Source organism: Erwinia sp. E_sp_B01_1, from assembly GCF_036865545.1.
Taxonomy (GTDB): domain Bacteria; phylum Pseudomonadota; class Gammaproteobacteria; order Enterobacterales; family Enterobacteriaceae; genus Erwinia.
Genome location: NZ_CP142208.1, coordinates 1,478,429 through 1,497,205 on the forward strand (window position 1 = coordinate 1,478,429; position 18,777 = coordinate 1,497,205).

General features: G+C 54.7%; 15 protein-coding genes. 11 read left to right on the plus strand and 4 right to left on the minus strand.

The genetic code is table 11. The features are described 5' to 3' along the window. The first annotated feature begins 16 nt into the window (after positions 1–16). From moaB to VRC33_RS07300, 8 genes are all read left to right on the plus strand, one after another. Positions 17–532 carry a molybdenum cofactor biosynthesis protein B gene (moaB, locus tag VRC33_RS07265; protein WP_338562318.1) on the plus strand — a complete coding sequence of 172 codons (516 nt, stop codon included), beginning with the start codon at positions 17–19 and terminating at the stop codon, positions 530–532. Beyond that, on the plus strand, positions 533–1,018 hold the full coding sequence (gene moaC / locus VRC33_RS07270) for a cyclic pyranopterin monophosphate synthase MoaC (protein WP_338562320.1): 486 nt from the start codon (positions 533–535) through the stop codon (positions 1,016–1,018). Then, on the plus strand, positions 1,011–1,256 hold the full coding sequence (gene moaD / locus VRC33_RS07275; protein ID WP_338562322.1) for a molybdopterin synthase sulfur carrier subunit: 246 nt from the start codon (positions 1,011–1,013) through the stop codon (positions 1,254–1,256). Before moaC ends, moaD begins: the two co-directional genes overlap by 8 nt. A 1-nt stretch (position 1,257) precedes the next feature. Further along, positions 1,258–1,710 carry a molybdopterin synthase catalytic subunit MoaE gene (gene moaE, locus VRC33_RS07280; RefSeq protein WP_338562323.1) on the plus strand — a complete coding sequence of 151 codons (453 nt, stop codon included), beginning with the start codon at positions 1,258–1,260 and terminating at the stop codon, positions 1,708–1,710. Between the two features lie 796 nt (positions 1,711–2,506). Next, positions 2,507–2,974, plus strand: coding sequence for a hypothetical protein (locus VRC33_RS07285; protein WP_338576950.1), 468 nt, complete (start codon positions 2,507–2,509; stop codon positions 2,972–2,974). Between the two features lie 81 nt (positions 2,975–3,055). Next, the gene (locus tag VRC33_RS07290; protein ID WP_338562328.1) at positions 3,056–4,144 is read left to right on the plus strand and encodes a DUF1615 domain-containing protein; all 1,089 of its coding nucleotides are present in this window, start codon (positions 3,056–3,058) and stop codon (positions 4,142–4,144) included. A gap of 554 nt (positions 4,145–4,698) precedes the next feature. After that, positions 4,699–9,894 carry an autotransporter outer membrane beta-barrel domain-containing protein gene (locus VRC33_RS07295; RefSeq protein WP_338576952.1) on the plus strand — a complete coding sequence of 1,732 codons (5,196 nt, stop codon included), beginning with the start codon at positions 4,699–4,701 and terminating at the stop codon, positions 9,892–9,894. A gap of 56 nt (positions 9,895–9,950) precedes the next feature. Further along, positions 9,951–10,484: a hypothetical protein gene (locus VRC33_RS07300; RefSeq protein ID WP_338562336.1), complete on the plus strand. Its 534-nt coding sequence runs from the start codon at positions 9,951–9,953 to the stop codon at positions 10,482–10,484. A gap of 59 nt (positions 10,485–10,543) precedes the next feature. On the opposite strand, the gene VRC33_RS07305 is transcribed toward VRC33_RS07300, so the two are convergent. Beyond that, positions 10,544–12,484, minus strand: coding sequence for a methyl-accepting chemotaxis protein (locus VRC33_RS07305; RefSeq protein WP_338562339.1), 1,941 nt, complete (start codon positions 12,482–12,484; stop codon positions 10,544–10,546). Positions 12,485–12,749: 265 nt separating this feature from the next. Here VRC33_RS07305 and VRC33_RS07310 point away from each other — a divergent pair, with 265 nt between their 5' ends. Continuing rightward, positions 12,750–13,454 (plus strand): Bax inhibitor-1/YccA family protein, encoded by a 705-nt coding sequence (locus VRC33_RS07310; RefSeq protein ID WP_338562342.1) that lies wholly within the window; start codon positions 12,750–12,752, stop codon positions 13,452–13,454. A gap of 57 nt (positions 13,455–13,511) precedes the next feature. On the opposite strand, the gene VRC33_RS07315 is transcribed toward VRC33_RS07310, so the two are convergent. From VRC33_RS07315 to VRC33_RS07325, 3 genes are read right to left on the minus strand one after another with little or no spacing between them, the layout of a single operon-like run. Beyond that, on the minus strand, positions 13,512–14,480 hold the full coding sequence (locus VRC33_RS07315; protein WP_338562344.1) for a lysylphosphatidylglycerol synthase domain-containing protein: 969 nt from the start codon (positions 14,478–14,480) through the stop codon (positions 13,512–13,514). Positions 14,481–14,501: 21 nt separating this feature from the next. Continuing rightward, positions 14,502–15,725 carry a cardiolipin synthase ClsB gene (gene clsB, locus VRC33_RS07320; protein WP_338562346.1) on the minus strand — a complete coding sequence of 408 codons (1,224 nt, stop codon included), beginning with the start codon at positions 15,723–15,725 and terminating at the stop codon, positions 14,502–14,504. Beyond that, on the minus strand, positions 15,722–16,483 hold the full coding sequence (locus VRC33_RS07325; protein ID WP_338562348.1) for an endonuclease/exonuclease/phosphatase family protein: 762 nt from the start codon (positions 16,481–16,483) through the stop codon (positions 15,722–15,724). Before VRC33_RS07325 ends, clsB begins: the two co-directional genes overlap by 4 nt. A 181-nt stretch (positions 16,484–16,664) precedes the next feature. Here VRC33_RS07325 and VRC33_RS07330 point away from each other — a divergent pair, with 181 nt between their 5' ends. Both VRC33_RS07330 and rhlE read left to right on the plus strand, forming a co-directional pair. Then, positions 16,665–17,054, plus strand: a complete 390-nt coding sequence (locus VRC33_RS07330; protein WP_338562351.1) for a YbhQ family protein — start codon at positions 16,665–16,667, stop codon at positions 17,052–17,054. Positions 17,055–17,279: 225 nt separating this feature from the next. Beyond that, positions 17,280–18,731: an ATP-dependent RNA helicase RhlE gene (gene rhlE, locus VRC33_RS07335; RefSeq protein WP_338562356.1), complete on the plus strand. Its 1,452-nt coding sequence runs from the start codon at positions 17,280–17,282 to the stop codon at positions 18,729–18,731. Positions 18,732–18,777: the final 46 nt, after the last annotated feature.

Genomic DNA, 18,777 nt, shown 5'->3' on the forward strand with positions numbered 1-18,777 from the left:
ACTAAGGACGTTAAAAATGGGCAAACCTTCTGCGGAATTTATCCCGCTCAATGTCGCTGTACTCACCGTTTCAGACAGCCGCGATGCGGCCAGTGACAGCTCAGGTGATTACCTGCGCGAAGCCGTGACTGAAGCGGGCCATCAGGTGCTGGATCACGCGCTGATAAAAGACGATCGCTACCGTATTCGTGCCGTGGTCTCAAGCTGGATAGCCAGCCGCGATGTGCAAGTGGTGCTGATCAACGGCGGCACCGGGTTCAACAGCAAAAACAGCACTCCGGAAGCCTTGCTGCCGCTGTTCGATCGCGAAATTGAAGGGTTCGGCGAACTGTTTCGCATGGTCTCTTATGAAGAAATCGGCACCTCGACATTACAGTCCCGTGCCGTCGCTGGCGTGGCGAATCAGACGGTGATCTTCGCCGTCCCCGGTTCAACCGGTGCCTGCCAGAGCGCGTGGGAGCGGATTATTCAGGAGCAGCTTGATGCCCGCACCCGTCCCTGTAATTTTGTCTCGCATGTGAAGAAGCCCTGAATGTCACAACTTACCCACATCAATGCCTCTGGTGAGGCACATATGGTGGATGTTTCCGCCAAAACCGACAGCGTGCGCGAAGCCCGCGCAGAAGCTTTTGTGAAGATGCACCCTGAGACGCTGAAGATGATCGTTGACGGCAGCCATCACAAAGGCGATGTGTTTGCTACCGCCCGCATCGCCGGTATTCAGGCCGCCAAGCGCACCTGGGAACTGATCCCGCTCTGCCATCCGCTGTTGCTGAGCAAAGTGGAAGTGACGCTGACCGCTGACGAGGCTAACAGCCAGGTTCGTATCGAGACTCTGTGTCGTCTCACCGGGAAAACCGGCGTGGAGATGGAGGCTTTAACCGCGGCCAGCGTTGCCGCGCTGACCATTTACGATATGTGCAAAGCGGTGCAGAAAGACATCAGCATTGAACAGTGCCGTTTACTCAGTAAAAGCGGCGGCAAATCGGGTGATTTTCAGGCGGTGCCTCATGATTAACGTGCTGTTTTTTGCTCAAATCCGCGAGCTGGTTGGCACGGCGAGCGTCACCATGACGCAGGATTACGCTACGGTCGACGCGTTAAGAACAGCGCTGGCCTCTAAAGGCGATCGCTGGGCGCTGGCGCTGGAGTCCGGCAAGGTACTCTCTGCGGTCAATCAGACGCTGGTTTCGCCCCAGCACGCGCTGCAGGCGGGTGATGAGGTGGCGTTCTTCCCACCGGTGACCGGAGGCTGAAATGGAAACGCGAATCAGAGTAGGCACAGAGCCGTTCGATATGGGCGAAGAGTATCGCTGGCTGGCGGCTTGTGATGAAGATGGCGCGGTAGTGACCTTTACCGGCAAAGTCCGCAACCACAATCTGGGCGATAACGTTTCTGCCCTGACGCTGGAGCACTATCCAGGCATGACCGAAAAAGCGCTGGCGGAGATTGTCACTGAAGCGCGTGAGCGCTGGCCGATGCAGCGCGTTACGGTCATTCACCGAATCGGCGAGCTGTTCCCTGGCGATGAAATTGTGATGGTCGGCGTCAGTGGGGCACACCGTGGGGGAGCCTTTGCGGCCGCTGAATTTATTATGGATTACCTGAAAACCCGCGCGCCGTTCTGGAAGCGTGAAGCGACGCCGGAAGGCGACCGCTGGGTGGAATCCCGCGACAGCGATCGCCAGTCGGCGGCACGCTGGGAATAACGTCATCTGTCCCGGAGAGCGTGCCTTCCGGGACCTTCATCTTTAGCTGAAAATGTTTTTCCTGACCTGAGTTAACGCGCTTAATGTGTCTGATGAGTTAATTTTTTCTTAATTTAAATTTAATTATAATATTGTTATGTTTTATTTTATAAGTGCATATGCAATAAAAATAATATTATGTTAATTTTAAATTTTTATTTATGTTTTGACGCTTTTACCGAGTTAAGTCATACTTCCCGCCGTAATGATAACTATAAACCCGGGCTGATATTATAGTCTCCTGTCATCACTTCTGGTGACTGGGGTCATTCAGTTGAAACAGCCCTGCGTTAACTTTTCTGCAATCCAAATGCTTTGTCGGGAACGTGCAGCCAGGTTATTTCCGGCTCAGGATTAGCAGAAATATCTGAAAGGATTAATTGTGTTCATAAAATGCAATTGATTATTCCAAAGGTGAGAAATGAAAGCTTTCAAACACTGTTCAGCAATTTACTCTCTATTTTTATTCAGACATTTTACCCGGCATTATTTTCCACGCTTTACCTTTTATAAAAAAGTCGGGTTGATTTGTACCGGGTTGCTCTCCTTCAGTAGCCAGAGCGCAGATCTTATCGTGAATCTCCCTTCAAAAGGCTCAGCATCCTATCGCGCCTCAAGCAGGCCCCCCGCAGGCGGCTCCTGGAGATTATGGTGTGCCGCTCTCGGTACCATTGCTTATAACGTCTCTATTGAGATGTCCGGAAAGCCCCAATCCAGAACCGTTTGCAATACCAACACCGGGAATACGGGGCCGCTGGTGCAAGGGACATTCAATGCTTCGGGGACTATCGATGCTTATGCAGCCAGCAGTCCCGGGATCTCCGTCAGATTTAAAATTGTCTCCGATGATGGCAAAAGAGACTACGTTGGCTTGTCTGATATTTCAGTCAGCAAATCTTTATCCTGTGGCTCCAGCGTGAAGAGCGTCGAACTGGGCGAACTTTATCAGGGAGTAAACTACACAGCTGAGCTGGAGATTACTAAAACGGGAAAAGGTCAGGTTACTTTCAAAGGCAGCGATCTTCTCAGTGATGGTGTTGTGCACCTGGGGGGGCAAAATACGGGTATTCTGGTTTATCCCACCGACAAAGGCACGTTCAGCTCTGGCGCCTCCTGGTTTTCCAGCGGCGACAGAACCAGCATTCCGCTGGCTGTTACCGTGAACTCAAACGCATTATCGGGAAGCTGGACCTCCACACTCAATGCCGTTCTGACCTGCGAGTAGTCTTGAGAAATTCCCGCTCTCTGATGGCATCCTGCCGCCGGGCTGTGTACCCTCAGGGCAAGTTAAATTGCAAGGAACGTTATGGCTGCCCTGAACCGTCTTTCTCTGTTGGGTTTATTGGTGCTGGCAGGCTGTAGCAGCCAGCCTGAGAAACAGATCCCCGAGCGGCAACCCGCCGATGTTAAAGCGCAAATCGCCCGGTTGTTGCCCGCAAAGGTCAGCGATCGTCAGGGCTGGACCAATGATATCTTCGCCACGTTTAACGGTCAGGGGCTGGATCCCTCCGTGTCAAATCTCTGTTCCGTCATCGCCGTTGCCGATCAGGAGTCCACCTTCAGTGCGGATGCTGGCGTGCCGGGCCTGCCAAAAATTGCCTGGGGTGAAATTGACCGTCGGGCAGGCAAATTACATATCCCCTCTTTTGTGGTTCGCACCGCGCTGATGATTAAATCCCCGAACGGTAAAAGCTACACATCAAGACTGGACAACGTGCGCAGTGAAAAAGAGCTGAGCGCCATTTTTGATGATTTTATCAATATGGTGCCGATGGGGCAGACGCTGTTTGGCAACCTCAACCCCATTCATACCGGGGGGCCAATGCAGGTGAGCATTGAGTTTGCCGAAGCCCATGCCAAAGGCTATCCGTATCCGATCGATGGCTCGATTCGTCGTGAGGTGTTTACCCGTCGCGGTGGCGTCTGGTTTGGCACGATGCATTTACTGGGATATCCGGCAGATTACAGCCGCCAGATTTACCGCTTTGCCGATTTCAATGCCGGATGGTATGCCAGCCGGAATGCGGCATTCCAGGCGGCGGTTTCACGGCTAAGTGGGATAAAGCTGGCGCTGGACGGTGATCTGATTCAGTACGGTTCTGACACGGCGGGTTCAACAGAGCTGGCCGTGCGCACGCTGGGCAAACGTCTGGATATGAGCGACCGGACTATCCGCAATGCCCTGGAAAAAGGTGACAGCGAGGCGTTTGCAAAAACCGATCTCTGGAAACAGGTGTTCGCCCTGGCCGATAAAAATGGTGGCAAGCGCCAGCCCAGAGAGATGCTGCCCGGCATTAAACTCGAAAGCCCCAAAATCACCCGTAATCTGACCACCGCCTGGTTCGCGCAGCGCGTGGATGGCCGTTACCAGAATTGTCTGGCTCGCGGAAAATAATTCTCCGGCAGGGAAGTGAGAGGGCGCAGTTTCTGGTAACAGGCTGCCCTTTCATTTTCTGGCTTTGAAATAATTTGCTCACTCCTTTTACCCCTCGCAGAACTTCAGCTGAAAACTGATATGTATTAATTATTTTTTGATTAATTATTAGCACTCTCCATAATTTCATTTCTCTGTTCCTGCCTTAATTTTTATTAATTTCACATCTATTTAACGGGCGGGGGTCCCCGATCGCCTGGGGATATTTATCATTAAGTATCTATTGATTGGGGTTAATTGATCGCTTATAACATGCGGCGAATCAATAAGCACCTTCAGGTAGAGTTCCACCCCGGATTGGGAATAAATTTTTTAAGCAGATATAAGTTTGATCTGAATCAAATCTAAGGCTGCTTTTAGTCTGGTTGCCATAAAGTATTTAACGAATACGTCGATATAAATTCTCCCTTATCAGGATGGTAAGAGGGACAAGGCTAAGGACCAGCAGGGAGCCTGATTGATTAAGGCCCGCCATGCAATGGAACAGTAATCAGTGCATACCAAGGAGAGTTATCATGCACCCAAAGAAATCTACACTCAGCATCCTTTCAGTCTGTATCTCAATGGCGTTAAGTCATCAGACGTTTGCTGATACAGCACACCTCTCTTCAGCCCCCGTTAATCACACCAGCTCGTCAGTCAGCGCACCAGCGGAAAGCGCCTGTCAGGAAAACTCTGCGCAGCTAACAGAATCCCAAAAAACGGCTGTCACAGCGGAATGCCTGGCTGAACAGGCCTCTGAAGTGGAAAAAGCGCGGCACGGTGAGCAGGTTCTGCTTTCTGTCGCAGGCACCTCAGCCCTGTTGGGCGTGGTTGCGGTCGCTGCAAACCATGCCAGTAACGGATCGGGCAGCCATCATAATGGTGGATCGGACGGGGGATCGGGTGGCGATACCGATGGCGGCACAGGTGGCAATACCGATGGCGGCACAGGTGGCGATACCGATGGTGGGTCAGGTGGCGATACCGATGGTGGGTCAGGTGGCGATACTGATGGCGGTTCAGGTGGCGATACCGATGGCGGCTCAGGTGGCGATACCGATGGTGGCTCAGGTGGCAATACCGATGGCGGTTCAGGCGGCGATACCGATGGTGGCTCAGGTGGCAATACCGATGGCGGTTCAGGCGGCGATACCGATGGTGGCACAGGGGGCGATACCGATGGCGGTTCAGGCGGCGATACCGATGGCGGCTCAGGTGGTGATACCGATGGTGGCTCAGGTGGCGATACCGATGGCGGTGCAGACGGAGGCAAAAATTACGATGACTGGGACGTCAAAGATAAACGCGAAGGGGATGGTCAGATCAATCATCTTCCCGGCGGCGGCCAGGTCGATACCGGGCAGATCGGTCATCTGATTGTCGGTGATAACACGAAAAATATCCTTACCGGTGACACCTCCGTGGCGGAGGGGGGAAAAGGCGTGGTGATTGACGGCAATGCCTCCCATACCTCTCGCGACGGAGAGGGCTCCATCACGGGTGAGGCTGCCATCGGTGTGGAAGTGAATGGCGACAATGCCATCGTGGATAATAATGGCCCTACTAATATTGCAGCAGGCGGCACGGCTGTGGTGATCAACGGTGACGGCGCAACCGTAAATAATAACGGTGATTCCAGCGTAACGGGCGAAGGTTCCACCGGGCTGATCGTTAATGGCGAAGGCGGCAGGGTTAACCTCAATGGCGATATAGCGGTAAGGGAAGGCGCGACAGGGGTCAGTATGACCGGTGCGCGAAGCAGCATTCTCAATACCGGCACTATCACGGTAAAGGATCTCAACAGCACCGGTGTAAAGCTGACCTCAGACGACCTCACCTTCACCAACAAGGGCACGATTTCAGTGTCTGATAATGCCACCGGCGTGCTCATCAGTGGCGATCGTTTTCAGGCAGCGATCAACGGCAATATGGCGGTGGAGGCGGGGGAACATCGTCTTTCAGCAACAGGCGCAAGTATCACCGGCAATCAGGGGGTGCTGAATGTTAAAGGCAACGTGGATATCCGCGATATTCTGATGGCCGCGCCGGGCGAAAACGTGCCGGATTTAACGGGCGTGAAGCTGGCCGGACAGGGCAATACCCTGATTGTTGACGGGGCGGTAAATTTTGATTACCAGGGCGTACCGGACAGCATGCCGCTCAGGCCTGCGCGGAACACAGGTATCCTGGTTACCGGTGAGGACAACAGCATCACGCTGAATGGCGGCATCAACATGCGCTATGAGGTGGTTTCCGAAGGTGAGGAGCAAAACGATCATAATTACAGCAGTGGTATTGCGGTCACGGGCAACAATAATTCCATAGTGGTTTCAGGAACCTCTTCATGGGTGACCAGTACCGGGCTGGCTGGGGTCAACAATCAGCGGGAACTGCTGACGCTCACAGGGGAAAATAACCGCGTTCTGCTGGATAGCGGATTTTCACTCGATGCCGCCTACCATTTTATCCCGGAAATTTACACCGGAGCCAGCAAGCCCACATTGTTCATGATAACCGGCAAAAACAACCTGGTGCAAAATGCGGGAGAGATTGAGCTGTCAGGGCATAATTCTATCAACCTGATAAATCTTGAAGAGGGCGCTGCTTTTATTAATCAGGGCCATATCAGTTATCTTGGCGAGGGCGCAGGAACCAGTTTTTATCCGTTAGCCTATGCGGATAACGCCACTTTAACAAACGCTGAAAATGGAAAGTTTACCCTTCGCAAATCCCTGCTTCCCGCCAGTTTTGGGTTGGGAGGAAGAATTGTTTTTGAATATGGCGGAGGTAATACCCTTTTCGCCATGACTGTCCGCGACGGGGGAGAGGCTGTAAATGCTGGCACGATTGACGTAGCCGGTGCCGGTGCATTTGGCCTGTTGAGCAACAATGGACGGGTGATAAATTCTGGCACCATTACCCTGGACTCCCTGCAGTTGCTGACCGATGACAGCGGTGCGTTTACCGGCAAAAAAACGGCATGGAGCGATGCCGATGCTACCCGCCTGAGGATGCGCGGTGCGGGCATGTATGCCTATGGCGCGAAGGGGTATGCGCTTAACAGCGCTGATATCGCCGTGACGAACTCCGGCTTCGGTATGGTGGCCGATCAACCTGGATCGGTGGCGGTGAATCAGGGGACCATTACCCTGACATCAGATCATGCTGATGCCGGTCTGCTTTATGGCCTGGGCGCTTTTAACGGCGGCCTTGCCCTTAACGACACCACCGGGGCGATCGTCATTAACACTGATGCCGGCCAGGCGTTTTATACCGACGGCACCGGCCAGATTATCAACCGGGGCACTGTTAAAGTGAATAATGCAGATGCAGATGCAGATGCAGATGCAGATGCAGATGCAGCTGAGTGGGGCACCGGTAATATCCTTAATCATCCCGTTATTTACGACGCACAGCGCCTTGCGGCGGGTGAGTCTCTGACTGTTGATAATTTGTTGTTCTTCAACGCCAGTACCCGCGGAGACATTTATAACGCGGGCACTATCGACGTCAATGCTGGCGGTGAACTTCTTCTTACTGGCAAAGCCTGGCTGGTGAACAAAGGGAGCCTCAAGGTTAACCCGGGTGGCAAGCTGGATCGCATTATGCAGCTTTACAACACCGGTACCTTAACCACTTCCGGAGGCAGCGATCTGTTCGCGGGGCAACTGGTTAACGGCGGCACCCTCACCGGAACCACTGACGGGGCGGCGGTGGTTTCCGGCAACGTCGAGGTCTTTAATCTGGCGGAGGGAGTAATCAGTAACGGCGGTAAGGCGGTTAAGGGAGCGGATAATTATCTGATTTCACAGACGGCGTCAAAATCCGTTATCAACAGTGGGAAAATTTTAGCCACTGACGGGTACGGCGCGCTGACCAGCGTTCCCGGCCCCGCTTCGATATCCGCCTGGGTGCATAACACCCCCACCGGTCTGATTTCTGGCACGGGGCAGGATTCAAAGGTAATTAACCTGAATCGCGGGACTTCTTTGTTCAATCAGGGTGAAATTCGGGTCCAGGGCAACAATGCCACGGCCATTTATGTTGACGGAACCGCGTATGAAATGCAGGCGATCAACGCTGGCGTCATCAATGTGGGTACGGAGCAGGGCCAGAAGGACGGCACCAACGGAACCGGCCTGGTAGGGATCAGCGCCAGCGGCGCAAGAACCACCGTCAATAACCGGGCAGAGGGAGTGATCAACGTCTGGGCAAATGATTCCTGGGCATTCGATGCCAGGTCTGCCAAAGCCACCTTCATCAATAATGGACAGGTAAACCTGCTGTGCGGTGATAACAACGGTTGCGGGATCTTTAAAGCGGGCACGGCGACGGAAGGCAGCGATATGACCACGCCATCGCCTGCCGGTGTGCCGACTCTTCCCACAGAGCCGTCGCAGTCGGTGATGGTGCTGAGCAACTACGTGATAGGCACCAACAGCAACGGTACGGCGGGCTCTCTGACTGCGGGTGCGCTCTCTGTAGACCCTTCAGTGTCGATTGATACCGGCTTTGCCGCAGGAACTGACAGCAAAGAAGTGACCTTCAACAACGTCCTGGTGGCTGACAGCGTCACCGGTCAGGAGAACATCCACTCAACCTCAGCGGTGTGGAGCGCTAAATCAGGCCTTAATGATCAAGGCAATGTGGATGTGACTCTGACTAAAAAGGCTTATGCGGAGGTCATCACTGACGGCAGGTTGACCAACCTGGCCGATGCGCTTGACGCGGGCTACACCAACAATGCCCTGTTCAACAGCCTCAACGTCACCACCCCGCAGGCGCTGGACAGGGCGCTGATGCAGGTCTCTGGCGCGCAGGCAACCAGCCTGAACCAGGAGGCCCGCGTGCTGGGGCAGCGCTTTACCCTGCTCGCGGAAAATGCGCCGGTGACGAGCGAAAGCGGGCTGTCGTTTAATCTGGTGGCGAAGGGCGATAAACGCGCCGAGATGTCCAACAAGGTCACCTACGACATGATGGCGCTGGGCCAGCGTTTCGACACCAGCTTTGGTCAGCTCACGGCGACCTACGGTATGGCGCGGCTGACCGGGAGCGGCGGCAACAGCAGCCAGCGTGCCGGTGATAACGGTCTGACCGGCGGTTACAGCCAGTTCTTCGGATTTAATCAGAGCCTGAAACTGGGTGAGAGCAGCCGCTGGAACAACAGCCTGCGTTACGATCTCTATCAGCTGAACAGCAGCCGCCAGATCGGCTTTGAAGGGGTAAACCGCATCGCCACCACCTCAGGACGCCAGCAGCACATGGCGTTCCGCAGCGAAGGAGTAAGGGAATTTGAGCTTCAGCCAGGCCTGACAGTATCGCCGTTTGCCGGCGTGAAGCTGCGCCATCAGATAAACGACGGCTATCAGGAGCAGGGCGCAGGCGACTTCAACCTGACCATGAGCCGCTACAGCGAAACGGCGGTGGATGTGGTCACGGGGCTGCGTCTGAACTATGCCGGCCAGCACGGCTGGGGTGCCCATGCAACGCTGGAAGCGGGGCCAAACCTGAGCTTCAGCCAGAGCGGACGCCAGGCGAGCCTTGAAGGGCTGCAGGGACAAAAATTCAACGTGGAGAGCGGTAAAAAAAGCGGCAGCCTGAATGGCCAGGCGCTTCTGGGCGTGAACTATCAGGCCGGTAACGTCACCTTTGGCATGAACGCTTATCACTGGAAAGAGGACGGGGCGTCAGACCGGGGCTTCCTGCTTAATCTTGAGCGGAGTTTTTAAGTGAGGTAAAACCTGCGCGGGAGCCGGGAGGGCTTCCGCGTAAAAGGAGCAGTAATATGAAAAGGAAAAGTCTGCACTGGCTGTTGCCAGTGTTGCTGACAGGCCTGATAACGGGCTGCAGGGATCAGGGAGAAAAAGCAGGAATGATTAAATATGCCAGTATTGAACAGGTAGTTGTGCAGTCAGGGCTTCGCGAGCAGGAGCAGGCTCACCTGATGCAGGTCAAGGCCGCGCTGGACAAAGGCATGGCACTGGCCCAGGCGCGTTACAAAGAGCTGCCGCAGGAAAAGGTCGTTCAGGCCAGCCAGGCCGATCAACAGATCCTTCAGGTGCAGTGGCAGGCTGAGCAAAACAAGGCTCGTGAGGCAGTGCAAAACGTATTGCTTGTTGAGTCTGAAAAACTGCGCAAGGAAAAAAATCTGCAGGCCATCATGCCTCTTCACACCGCACTGGCTGTCGCCCCTGAAATGAGGCTCACGGAAGCGCTGGCAGAGCGCCTGAAAAAAACTAAGGTAACCTTCGGTGAAGTGCCGGAGATTACCCTCAAGGCTGAAGCAGAACCTGCTATCCGGGAGAAAGCCGTTAAGTAATCAGTGGCCGCCAGACCCTGCACTTTTTATCTGAGGGGCTGGCGGCCTCTGCTTTCGGCTTATGCCGCATCCAGCCTGAACAGTTGCACCGTCTGCGCCAGCTGCTGCGCCTGGTCTTCCAGCGAAGCGGCAGCGGCGGACATCTGTTGCACCAGCGCGGAGTTTTGCTGCGTGGCGCCATCCATCTGATTCACTGCCACGGTCACCTGGCCAATCCCCTGAGACTGTTCATCGGAGGCATGGACAATCTCGCCAATAATGGTTTTCACCGAATTCACCGCCGTGGTCATCTCCTGCATGGTTTTTCCGGCATCCTGCACCAGAGAAACCCCCAGGTTTACCCGTTGGGTGGATTCGCCGATCAGCGCAGAAATATCTTTCACTGCATTGGCGCTGCGCTGGGCAAGGCTGCGAACCTCAGCCGCCACCACCGCAAAACCCCGACCCTGTTCACCGGCACGGGCGGCTTCTACCGCCGCATTCAGCGCCAGAATATTGGTCTGGAAAGCAATGCCATTAATGATGCTGGTGATCGCGCCGATCTTGCGGGAACTCTCGTCAATCTGCTGCATAATCTGCACAACCTGCTGCACCAGATGTTCACCCCGGCTGGCGATGTCCGTGGCGTTTTCCGTCAGTGCCGTCGCCTGATGCGCATTGTCGGCATTGTGTTTTACCGTGGCGGTAAGCTGCTCCATACTGGCGGCGGTCTCTTCCAGCGCCGCCGCCTGTTGTTCAGTGCGGGAAGCTAAATCAAGGTTACCGGAAGCGATTTCCCCGGCCCCCTGACGGACAGACTCGCTGGCAGAGATAATCTCTCCGACCATATTGCGTAACTGCTGCTGCATGGTGTGCATGGCATAGAAGATGCTCTGACTATCCTGAGCCGCCACCGGGATCCCGGCGGTCAAATCGCCTTTTGCCACGCCCAGAGCAATTTCTGCCGCCTGAGAAGGCTCGCCACCGATAGGGCGGGCGACTTTACGGCTGAACATCACGCCCAGCACGGTACAGACAATAATGATGCTCAACACCATCATCATCAGGGCATAGGTCAACTGACGGTTGGCCTCTGCCATCACCGCGCTCACCGGGGTAACAATGCCCAGATACCAGGGCAAATCGCTGTTGCCGACGGTCACCGGACGCCAGGTGACCAGGGCATCTTCACCGAGCACGCTGTCAAAATGCTCCACGATCCCGGTGGTAAATTGGTGGGTCTCGCCTTTATAAGGCTTACCCGCCAGCGCTTTCTCCGGGCTGGAGACCACCAGGCCTTTGTGTGAAAGCAACAGGGCATAGCCCACGCCTTGCCAGGGCTTGATGGCACCCACATTTTTTTGCAGGCTGGCCAGTGAGATATCAGAAGTGACCACCGCTTTGAGCTGGCTATCGTCGACCACCACCGCAGCCACGGAAGTCAGCAGGGTATCCACCCCGTTATAGGCATAGCTGTAAGGCTCAATAAGCATATCTTTCTGCGACTTTTGCGGCAGCAGATAGTAGTCGCCCTGACCAGGCTTGAAGATAGAATCCAGATTGTGCAGCTTAAAATTACCTGCGCTGTCACGATCGACAAAACGTGCAAACCGGCCTTGCGGTGCGGAATCAGCCTGCTGAGCAAAGTCGGCATCGCGGCCATCAAAGGCATTTTTTTCGAAGATCACTGACATGGAAAGATAGTCGGGGTTTTGCTTCAGAGAATACTTCATCAGCTCTTCGCCGACTTTGCGATCGGTGATGCCGGTAGCGGGCAGGGCAATCAGGCTTTGTCCCAGGTTCCGCGCCACGGTTCGGGCATAATCAAGGTCATTCTGCACCTTCAGCGCGTTGCTTTCGGCGATCTGGCCCAGGTAATCGCCAGCCAGCTTGCGTTGCTGCTGGCTGGATTGCCAGCTCAGTAAACCTATGGTGATGGTGAAACCCAGCGTGATGGTCATGGCTCCCGTCAGGAGCATAAGCGTGCGGGTACTCATTTTCCGCTTAGCAGGATTAGACATGGAAGATTCCCCGGTGTAAGAGATGAAGCGTTTATTGACTTCCTGTTGGTAAATCTCCCTGTGCTTAATCTATCGGCGAAAACTGGACAAACTTTATGCACGCTGTAGAGCTTTGTGCAATTATTGTTTCAACGCTGGCTACACGCTGACTGAAAAACCCCTGGCAGGGCTGGCTTATCTTCCCCTGCCTGTGCCAGACTTAACCACGACCAGGGTCTGCATTTCCCTGCGTTCACTTTGTTAATTCAAGAATCAGGAGAGCATCATGGATCGATATCAACGTTCCGACAGTCAAATGGTTTCGCAGGCTGGCCTGCAAACCTATATGGCTCAGGTTTATGGCTGGATGACCTGCGGCCTGCTGCTGACGGCCTTCGTTTCATGGTTTGCTGCTAATACGCCAGCGGTCATGGAGATGGTCTTTGCCAACCGTATCACCTTCTTTGGTTTGATCATTGTGCAGCTCGGTCTGGTGTTCGTGCTGTCTGGCATGGTGCACAAGCTAAGCGGAGCGGCGGCCACCGCGCTGTTTATGCTCTATTCGGCACTGACCGGGTTAACCCTGGCGAGTATCTTCCTTGTTTACACCTACTCCTCAATTGCCAGCACCTTTGTGGTCACCGGCGGCATGTTCGGTGTGATGAGTTTCTGGGGTTACACCACCAAACGCGATCTCAGCAAAATGGGCAGCCTGCTGTTTATGGGCCTGATTGGTATCGTGCTGGCGTCTCTGGTGAATATCTGGCTGAAAAGCACCGCATTGATGTGGGCTGTGACCTATATCGGCGTGGTGGTCTTTGTGGGTTTGACCGCGTATGACACGCAGAAGCTGAAAAACATCGGTGAAGGGATCAACGTTGAAGACAAAGAGAATCTGCGTCGTTACTCCATCATGGGCGCACTGACACTCTATCTGGACTTCATCAACCTGTTCCTGATGCTGTTGCGGATTTTCGGCAACCGCCGTTAATAAAAAAAGGGGGCGAATCATTCGCCCCCTTTTTTCAAACCCCTTTTGCCCGCGTGGCTAAGTCTGCTTTTGCATATCCTGCTGATTCTTCTTCCTCAGCGTTTTTGCCTTGCCCTCAAGCAACAGATAGAGCACCAGCGCCAGCAGTAGGGGGGCGATAAAGTAGATCACCCGGTAGGCCAGCAGCGCGGCGATGATTGAGCCATGAGAAAGATGCTCGCCACCCAGTAAAGCCAGGAACACCGCCTCCAGAACACCAATCCCCGCCGGGATATGGATAATCACTCCGGCAATGCTGCTTATCAGCAACACGCCCAGCACCTGCGGATAATCGACTTTCTGAGCCAGCAGCAGCCAGATAATGGTGCCCATCACCAGCCAGTTTGCACTGGACACGGTAAATTGCAGCAGGGCCATGCGTAACGACGGCAGCGCCAGCTTATGCCCTTTCACCACCCAGCGGCGGCGTTTAGAGAAAGCACAAAGCGCCAGATAGAGCACCACAAAAGCCAGCAGTGCCACGCCAATGGTTCTCAGCGTGCCTTCACCGATAAACCAGCCGGAGGGCACCGGTACCATGCCGGAGCTGAACACCACGCCAGCCACAAGCACATAGCCCAGCCAGTTAGTGGCAATACTCAGCGAGAAAATACGGGTGATGGTGCTGCCTTCCAGGCCCAGCCGGGAATAGAGCCGGTAGCGCATGGCCACGCCGCCTACCCAGGTACTCAGCGTTAAATTAAAGGCATAGCAGATAAACGACACCAGCATCACCTGGCGTTTTTGCAGCTTATGGCCACAGTAGGCCTGGCCGATTAAATCGTACACGCCATAGGTCAGATAGCTGACCACCACCAGCGCCACTGAGGCCAGAATGGCGAACCGGTTATAGTTGGAAATGACCTCCACCACGTCATGCCAGTTAACCTTGCGGGCATAGATCACCAGCAACACAATCACAGCGATAAAGAACAGCCAGGTGAGGATCTTTTTAACCCACTTCCAGCGGGAATGCGCAGCAGACATCAGGATTACACTCGCTCAGTTTCAGGGTTCAACACGATCCTGGGTCTCCAGCTCTGGCTGGACAGGAGGCGAAATTTGCGCCAGTTTCGGGGTGTGAGCAGGCAGCCAGCCCGCAATCGCCGGGAAATGCCGCAGAAAATGGAAGACCACCACGCTTTTACTCAGTTGCCACCAGTTCTGTTTGGGGAGCTGGCTCTCTTCCACACGCTGGCAATCTTCATTCAGCAGACGGTTGAGGTTACCCCGCACCACCTCGTTAAAGGTACGATCGTGAATGATCAGGTTGGCCTCAAGGTTCAGCGACAGGCTGAGCGGATCAAGGTTGCTGGACCCCACCGTTGACCAGTAATCGTCCTGCACGGCGATTTTGGCATGCAGGGGGCGACGAATATATTCATAGATCTCCACGCCACCTCCCACCAGATAGTTATAGAGCAACTCCGCGCCGACTTTAACGATAGGCATATCGGGTTCACCCTGCACAATCAGCTTCACCGAAACGCCCCGCTGCGCGGCACTGCGCATTTCACGCAGCAGACGGTAGCCCGGGAAGAAGTAAGCATTGGCGATGATCACCTCTTTCTTCGCATCCCGCAGCATATCAATATAGTGCTGCTCGATATCATCGCGATGTTCGTCATTATCCCGCCAGACAAACAGCACCTGGGCATCGCCAGGCGTGGCGTTTTTTGCCGGACGGTGCGAGCGGCCTCCCCACCAGCGTCGGGTAACATTTTCGCTGTTTATCGCCTGCTGCACGTACTGCGTAATGTCATCAACAATCGGGCCTTTCACCTCAACGGCGTAATCCTGTTTGGCCTGGGCGCCATAGCTGGAGTTATGTTCCGCGGAATAATTAATGCCGCCAACAAAGGCAATTACGCCATCGCAGACCACAATTTTCCGGTGCAGGCGGCGGAAGATATTGGTTCGCATACCTAATACCAGCGGACGGGGATCGTAATACAGAAAACGAACCCCGGCCGAAGTCAGGCTGTTGACGAACTCCGTGGAGAGGTGGTTAGAGCCATAACCATCCAGCATCATCTCAACTTTCACGCCGCGATTGGCTGCCGCCAGCAGCACTTCATGCAGCTCGTTACCCACTTCATCTTCAAATAAGATAAAAGTTTCCAGCATGACGCTTTCGCGCGCCCGCCGGATAGCCTCAAACACCCGTGGAAAATACTCTTCGCCATTTTCCAGCAGGCGCAGGCGGTTACCGTCACGCCATTCCATGTTCATAGGTGAATCTCCACTGCCAGCGGGGCATGATCGGAAAGGTGGGACCAGGGGCGCAGCGGTATGGTCTGCGGATGGCTGATGCCAGCATTTCGCACATAGATGCGGTCAAGCCGCAGCAGTGGAAAACGGGCGGGGAAGGTGCGCGCCGGGCGGCCAAATTTACGGCTGAAGACCTCTTCCATAGCGGCTCCTTTCTTTAATATGGCATTGGCTTTTTGCTGCCAGTCATTGAAATCACCCGCCACAACTACAGGTGCGCCTGCGGGCAGACTGTTGACCAGGTCGCACAGCAAATTTAACTGAGCACGTCGGTGGGCATCTTTTAAGCCAAGATGCACGCATATAGCGTGAACGGTCTGATCCTGATGGGGGATTTTCACCTGGCAATGCAGCAGCCCCCGTTTCTCCGTGCCCTCCACGGAGATATCCAGGTTTTCAAATTCCACGATCGGGAAGCGGGACATGATGGCATTACCGTGATGCCCTTCCGGGTAAACCGCGTTTCTGCCATAGGCAAAATCGTTCCACATGGTGTCAGCGAGAAATTCGTAATGAGGTGTTTCCGGCCAGTTCTCAACCTGCTCCTGGTTAACGGCGTGGGTGCCCATCACCTCTTGTAAAAAAACAATATCAGCTGAAGTTGCCCTGACGGCCTCACGCAGTTCTGGCAGGATAAAACGGCGATTGAAGGCTGCAAAACCCTTGTGCGTATTGATCGTCAGGACTTTTAATGAAAATCCCTGGGATTTTTGTGACATACTGTGCGCGCTCTCCTTTTCACCTGTGAAGAGTAAAGTGTAGTCTTTGTCACAAAAGAGTGCCCTGAAACCGCGTTCTTTAAGGCATTATCCGAAAACTAAGTTAGTCTGAGGAAATTCGTTATCACTTACTGTGTTAACAAGGCTGGGCGACCTCTGTTGGGTCTGCCAGGAGAAGAAAATGAAATGGTCTAACCGTATTCAGATTGTCACCGGACAAACCTGTGTACATATCACGCTCCATCTTCTGCTGATCGCAGGGCTGGTGTGGGGTTGGAAGCACCAGGCACTGCTGCAGGTCAGCACGGTTTTACTGGCGATGTATGCCAGCGTGTTTATCGCAATGCTGTTGACTCAGCGGCTGCCACGTCTGCGCCGGGTAGGGGACTTCCTTGAAGATGCCACCACCACGTACTATTTTGGCGCGGCCATGCTGGTGCTCTTTATGCTCTCCCGCGTGATCCACAACAACCTGCTACTGGGGGTTGTTGGTGTGCTGATGCTGACCGGACCCTGTGTGGTCTCATTGCTGGCTAAAGAGCCTGTTCCCGCTCGCCAGCGTCACCGCTAAGCACTGCAGGCCACGAAAGTGGCCTGTTCTTTATCCCGCCCCCGCACGATTTTCCCCCTGAAAAGAATATCTCTCTGTGCTGGCGCAACATCTGTTATAATCCGCCGCTTACGCACCGTGGTTTGTGCTCCCTTTCAAACGTCAGGCGAAGCCTGGCGTCATATTCTCCCCCTGGAAACTACACCGCTTATTGCGGTCAGGGCGGATCCGGAGTCAGTCAATTTTATGTCATTTGATTCTCTCGGCCTGAATGCCGATATTTTGCGTGCTGTTGAAGAACAGGGTTATAACGAGCCAACGCCGATCCAGCGTCAGGCCATTCCGGTAGTTCTGGCGGGCCGCGACCTGATGGCCAGCGCCCAGACCGGTACCGGTAAAACAGCAGGCTTTACGCTGCCGCTGTTACAGCTGCTGAGCAGCCACAATCCTCATCCAAAAGGTCGTCGCCCGGTTCGCGCGCTGATCTTAACCCCGACCCGTGAGCTGGCCGCTCAGGTAGGGGAAAACGTCTCTGATTACAGTAAGTATCTGGATCTGCGTTCGCTGGTGGTTTTTGGCGGCGTCAGCATCAATCCCCAGATGATGAAACTGCGCGGCGGCGTTGATGTGCTGATCGCCACGCCGGGCCGGTTGCTGGATCTGGAACATCAGAACGCACTGGATCTCTCCAAAGTGGAGATTCTGGTGCTGGACGAAGCGGACCGCATGCTGGATATGGGCTTTATCCATGATATCCGTCGCGTGCTGGCTAAACTGCCTGCCAAACGTCAGAACCTGCTGTTCTCTGCCACCTTCTCTGATGAGATCAAAGGCCTGGCGGAAAAACTGCTGCACAACCCGGAAGAAGTTTCCGTGGCGCGCCGCAACACCGCCTCTGAGCAGATTACTCAGCACGTCATGTTCGTGGATAAGAAGCGCAAGCGTGAGCTGCTCTCCTTCCTGATTGGGCGTGACAACTGGCAGCAGGTGCTGGTCTTCACCCGTACCAAGCACGGGGCTAACCATCTTGCTGAACAGCTGAATAAAGATGGCATCACCGCGGCAGCCATCCACGGCAATAAAAGCCAGGGTGCCCGTACCCGCGCGCTGAGCGATTTCAAAGACGGTAAAATTCGTGTGCTGGTGGCAACGGATATTGCTGCCCGTGGCATCGACATTTCCGAGCTGCCACACGTAGTCAACTATGAGTTGCCTAACGTGCCGGAAGATTACGTTCACCGTATTGGCCGTACTGGTCGTGCGGCTGCAACCGGTGAAGCCCTGTCACTGGTCTGCGTGGACGAGCACAAACTGCTGCGTGATATCGAACGCGTTCTGAAGCGTGAGATCCCACGAGTGGCTATTGAAGGTTACGAGCCGGACCCGTCAATCAAAGCTGAGCCGATCCAGAACGGTCGCCAGCAGCAGCGTGGCGGTGCAGGTGGCGGCGGTGGCCGTGGTCGTGGCGCGCCAGGCGGTGGCGGTCGTGGTCAGGGTGGCGGCGGTCGTGGTAACGGCGGCGAGCGCAGCCAGTCTGCAGGCGGCGAACGTGGCCAGTCTGCGGGTGGCGAACGTAGCCAGGGCAACGGCCAGCGTCGTCAGGCTGCAGGTGCCGGACGCAGCGCCAAGCCGGAAGGCAGCAGCAGCGGGGCACCACGCGTGAACAAAACCCGTCAGCGCCGTTCCGATCCAGCCTAAATAGTTTCTCATCCGGGGGATCCTCCGATCCCCCTTTTCAACGCTC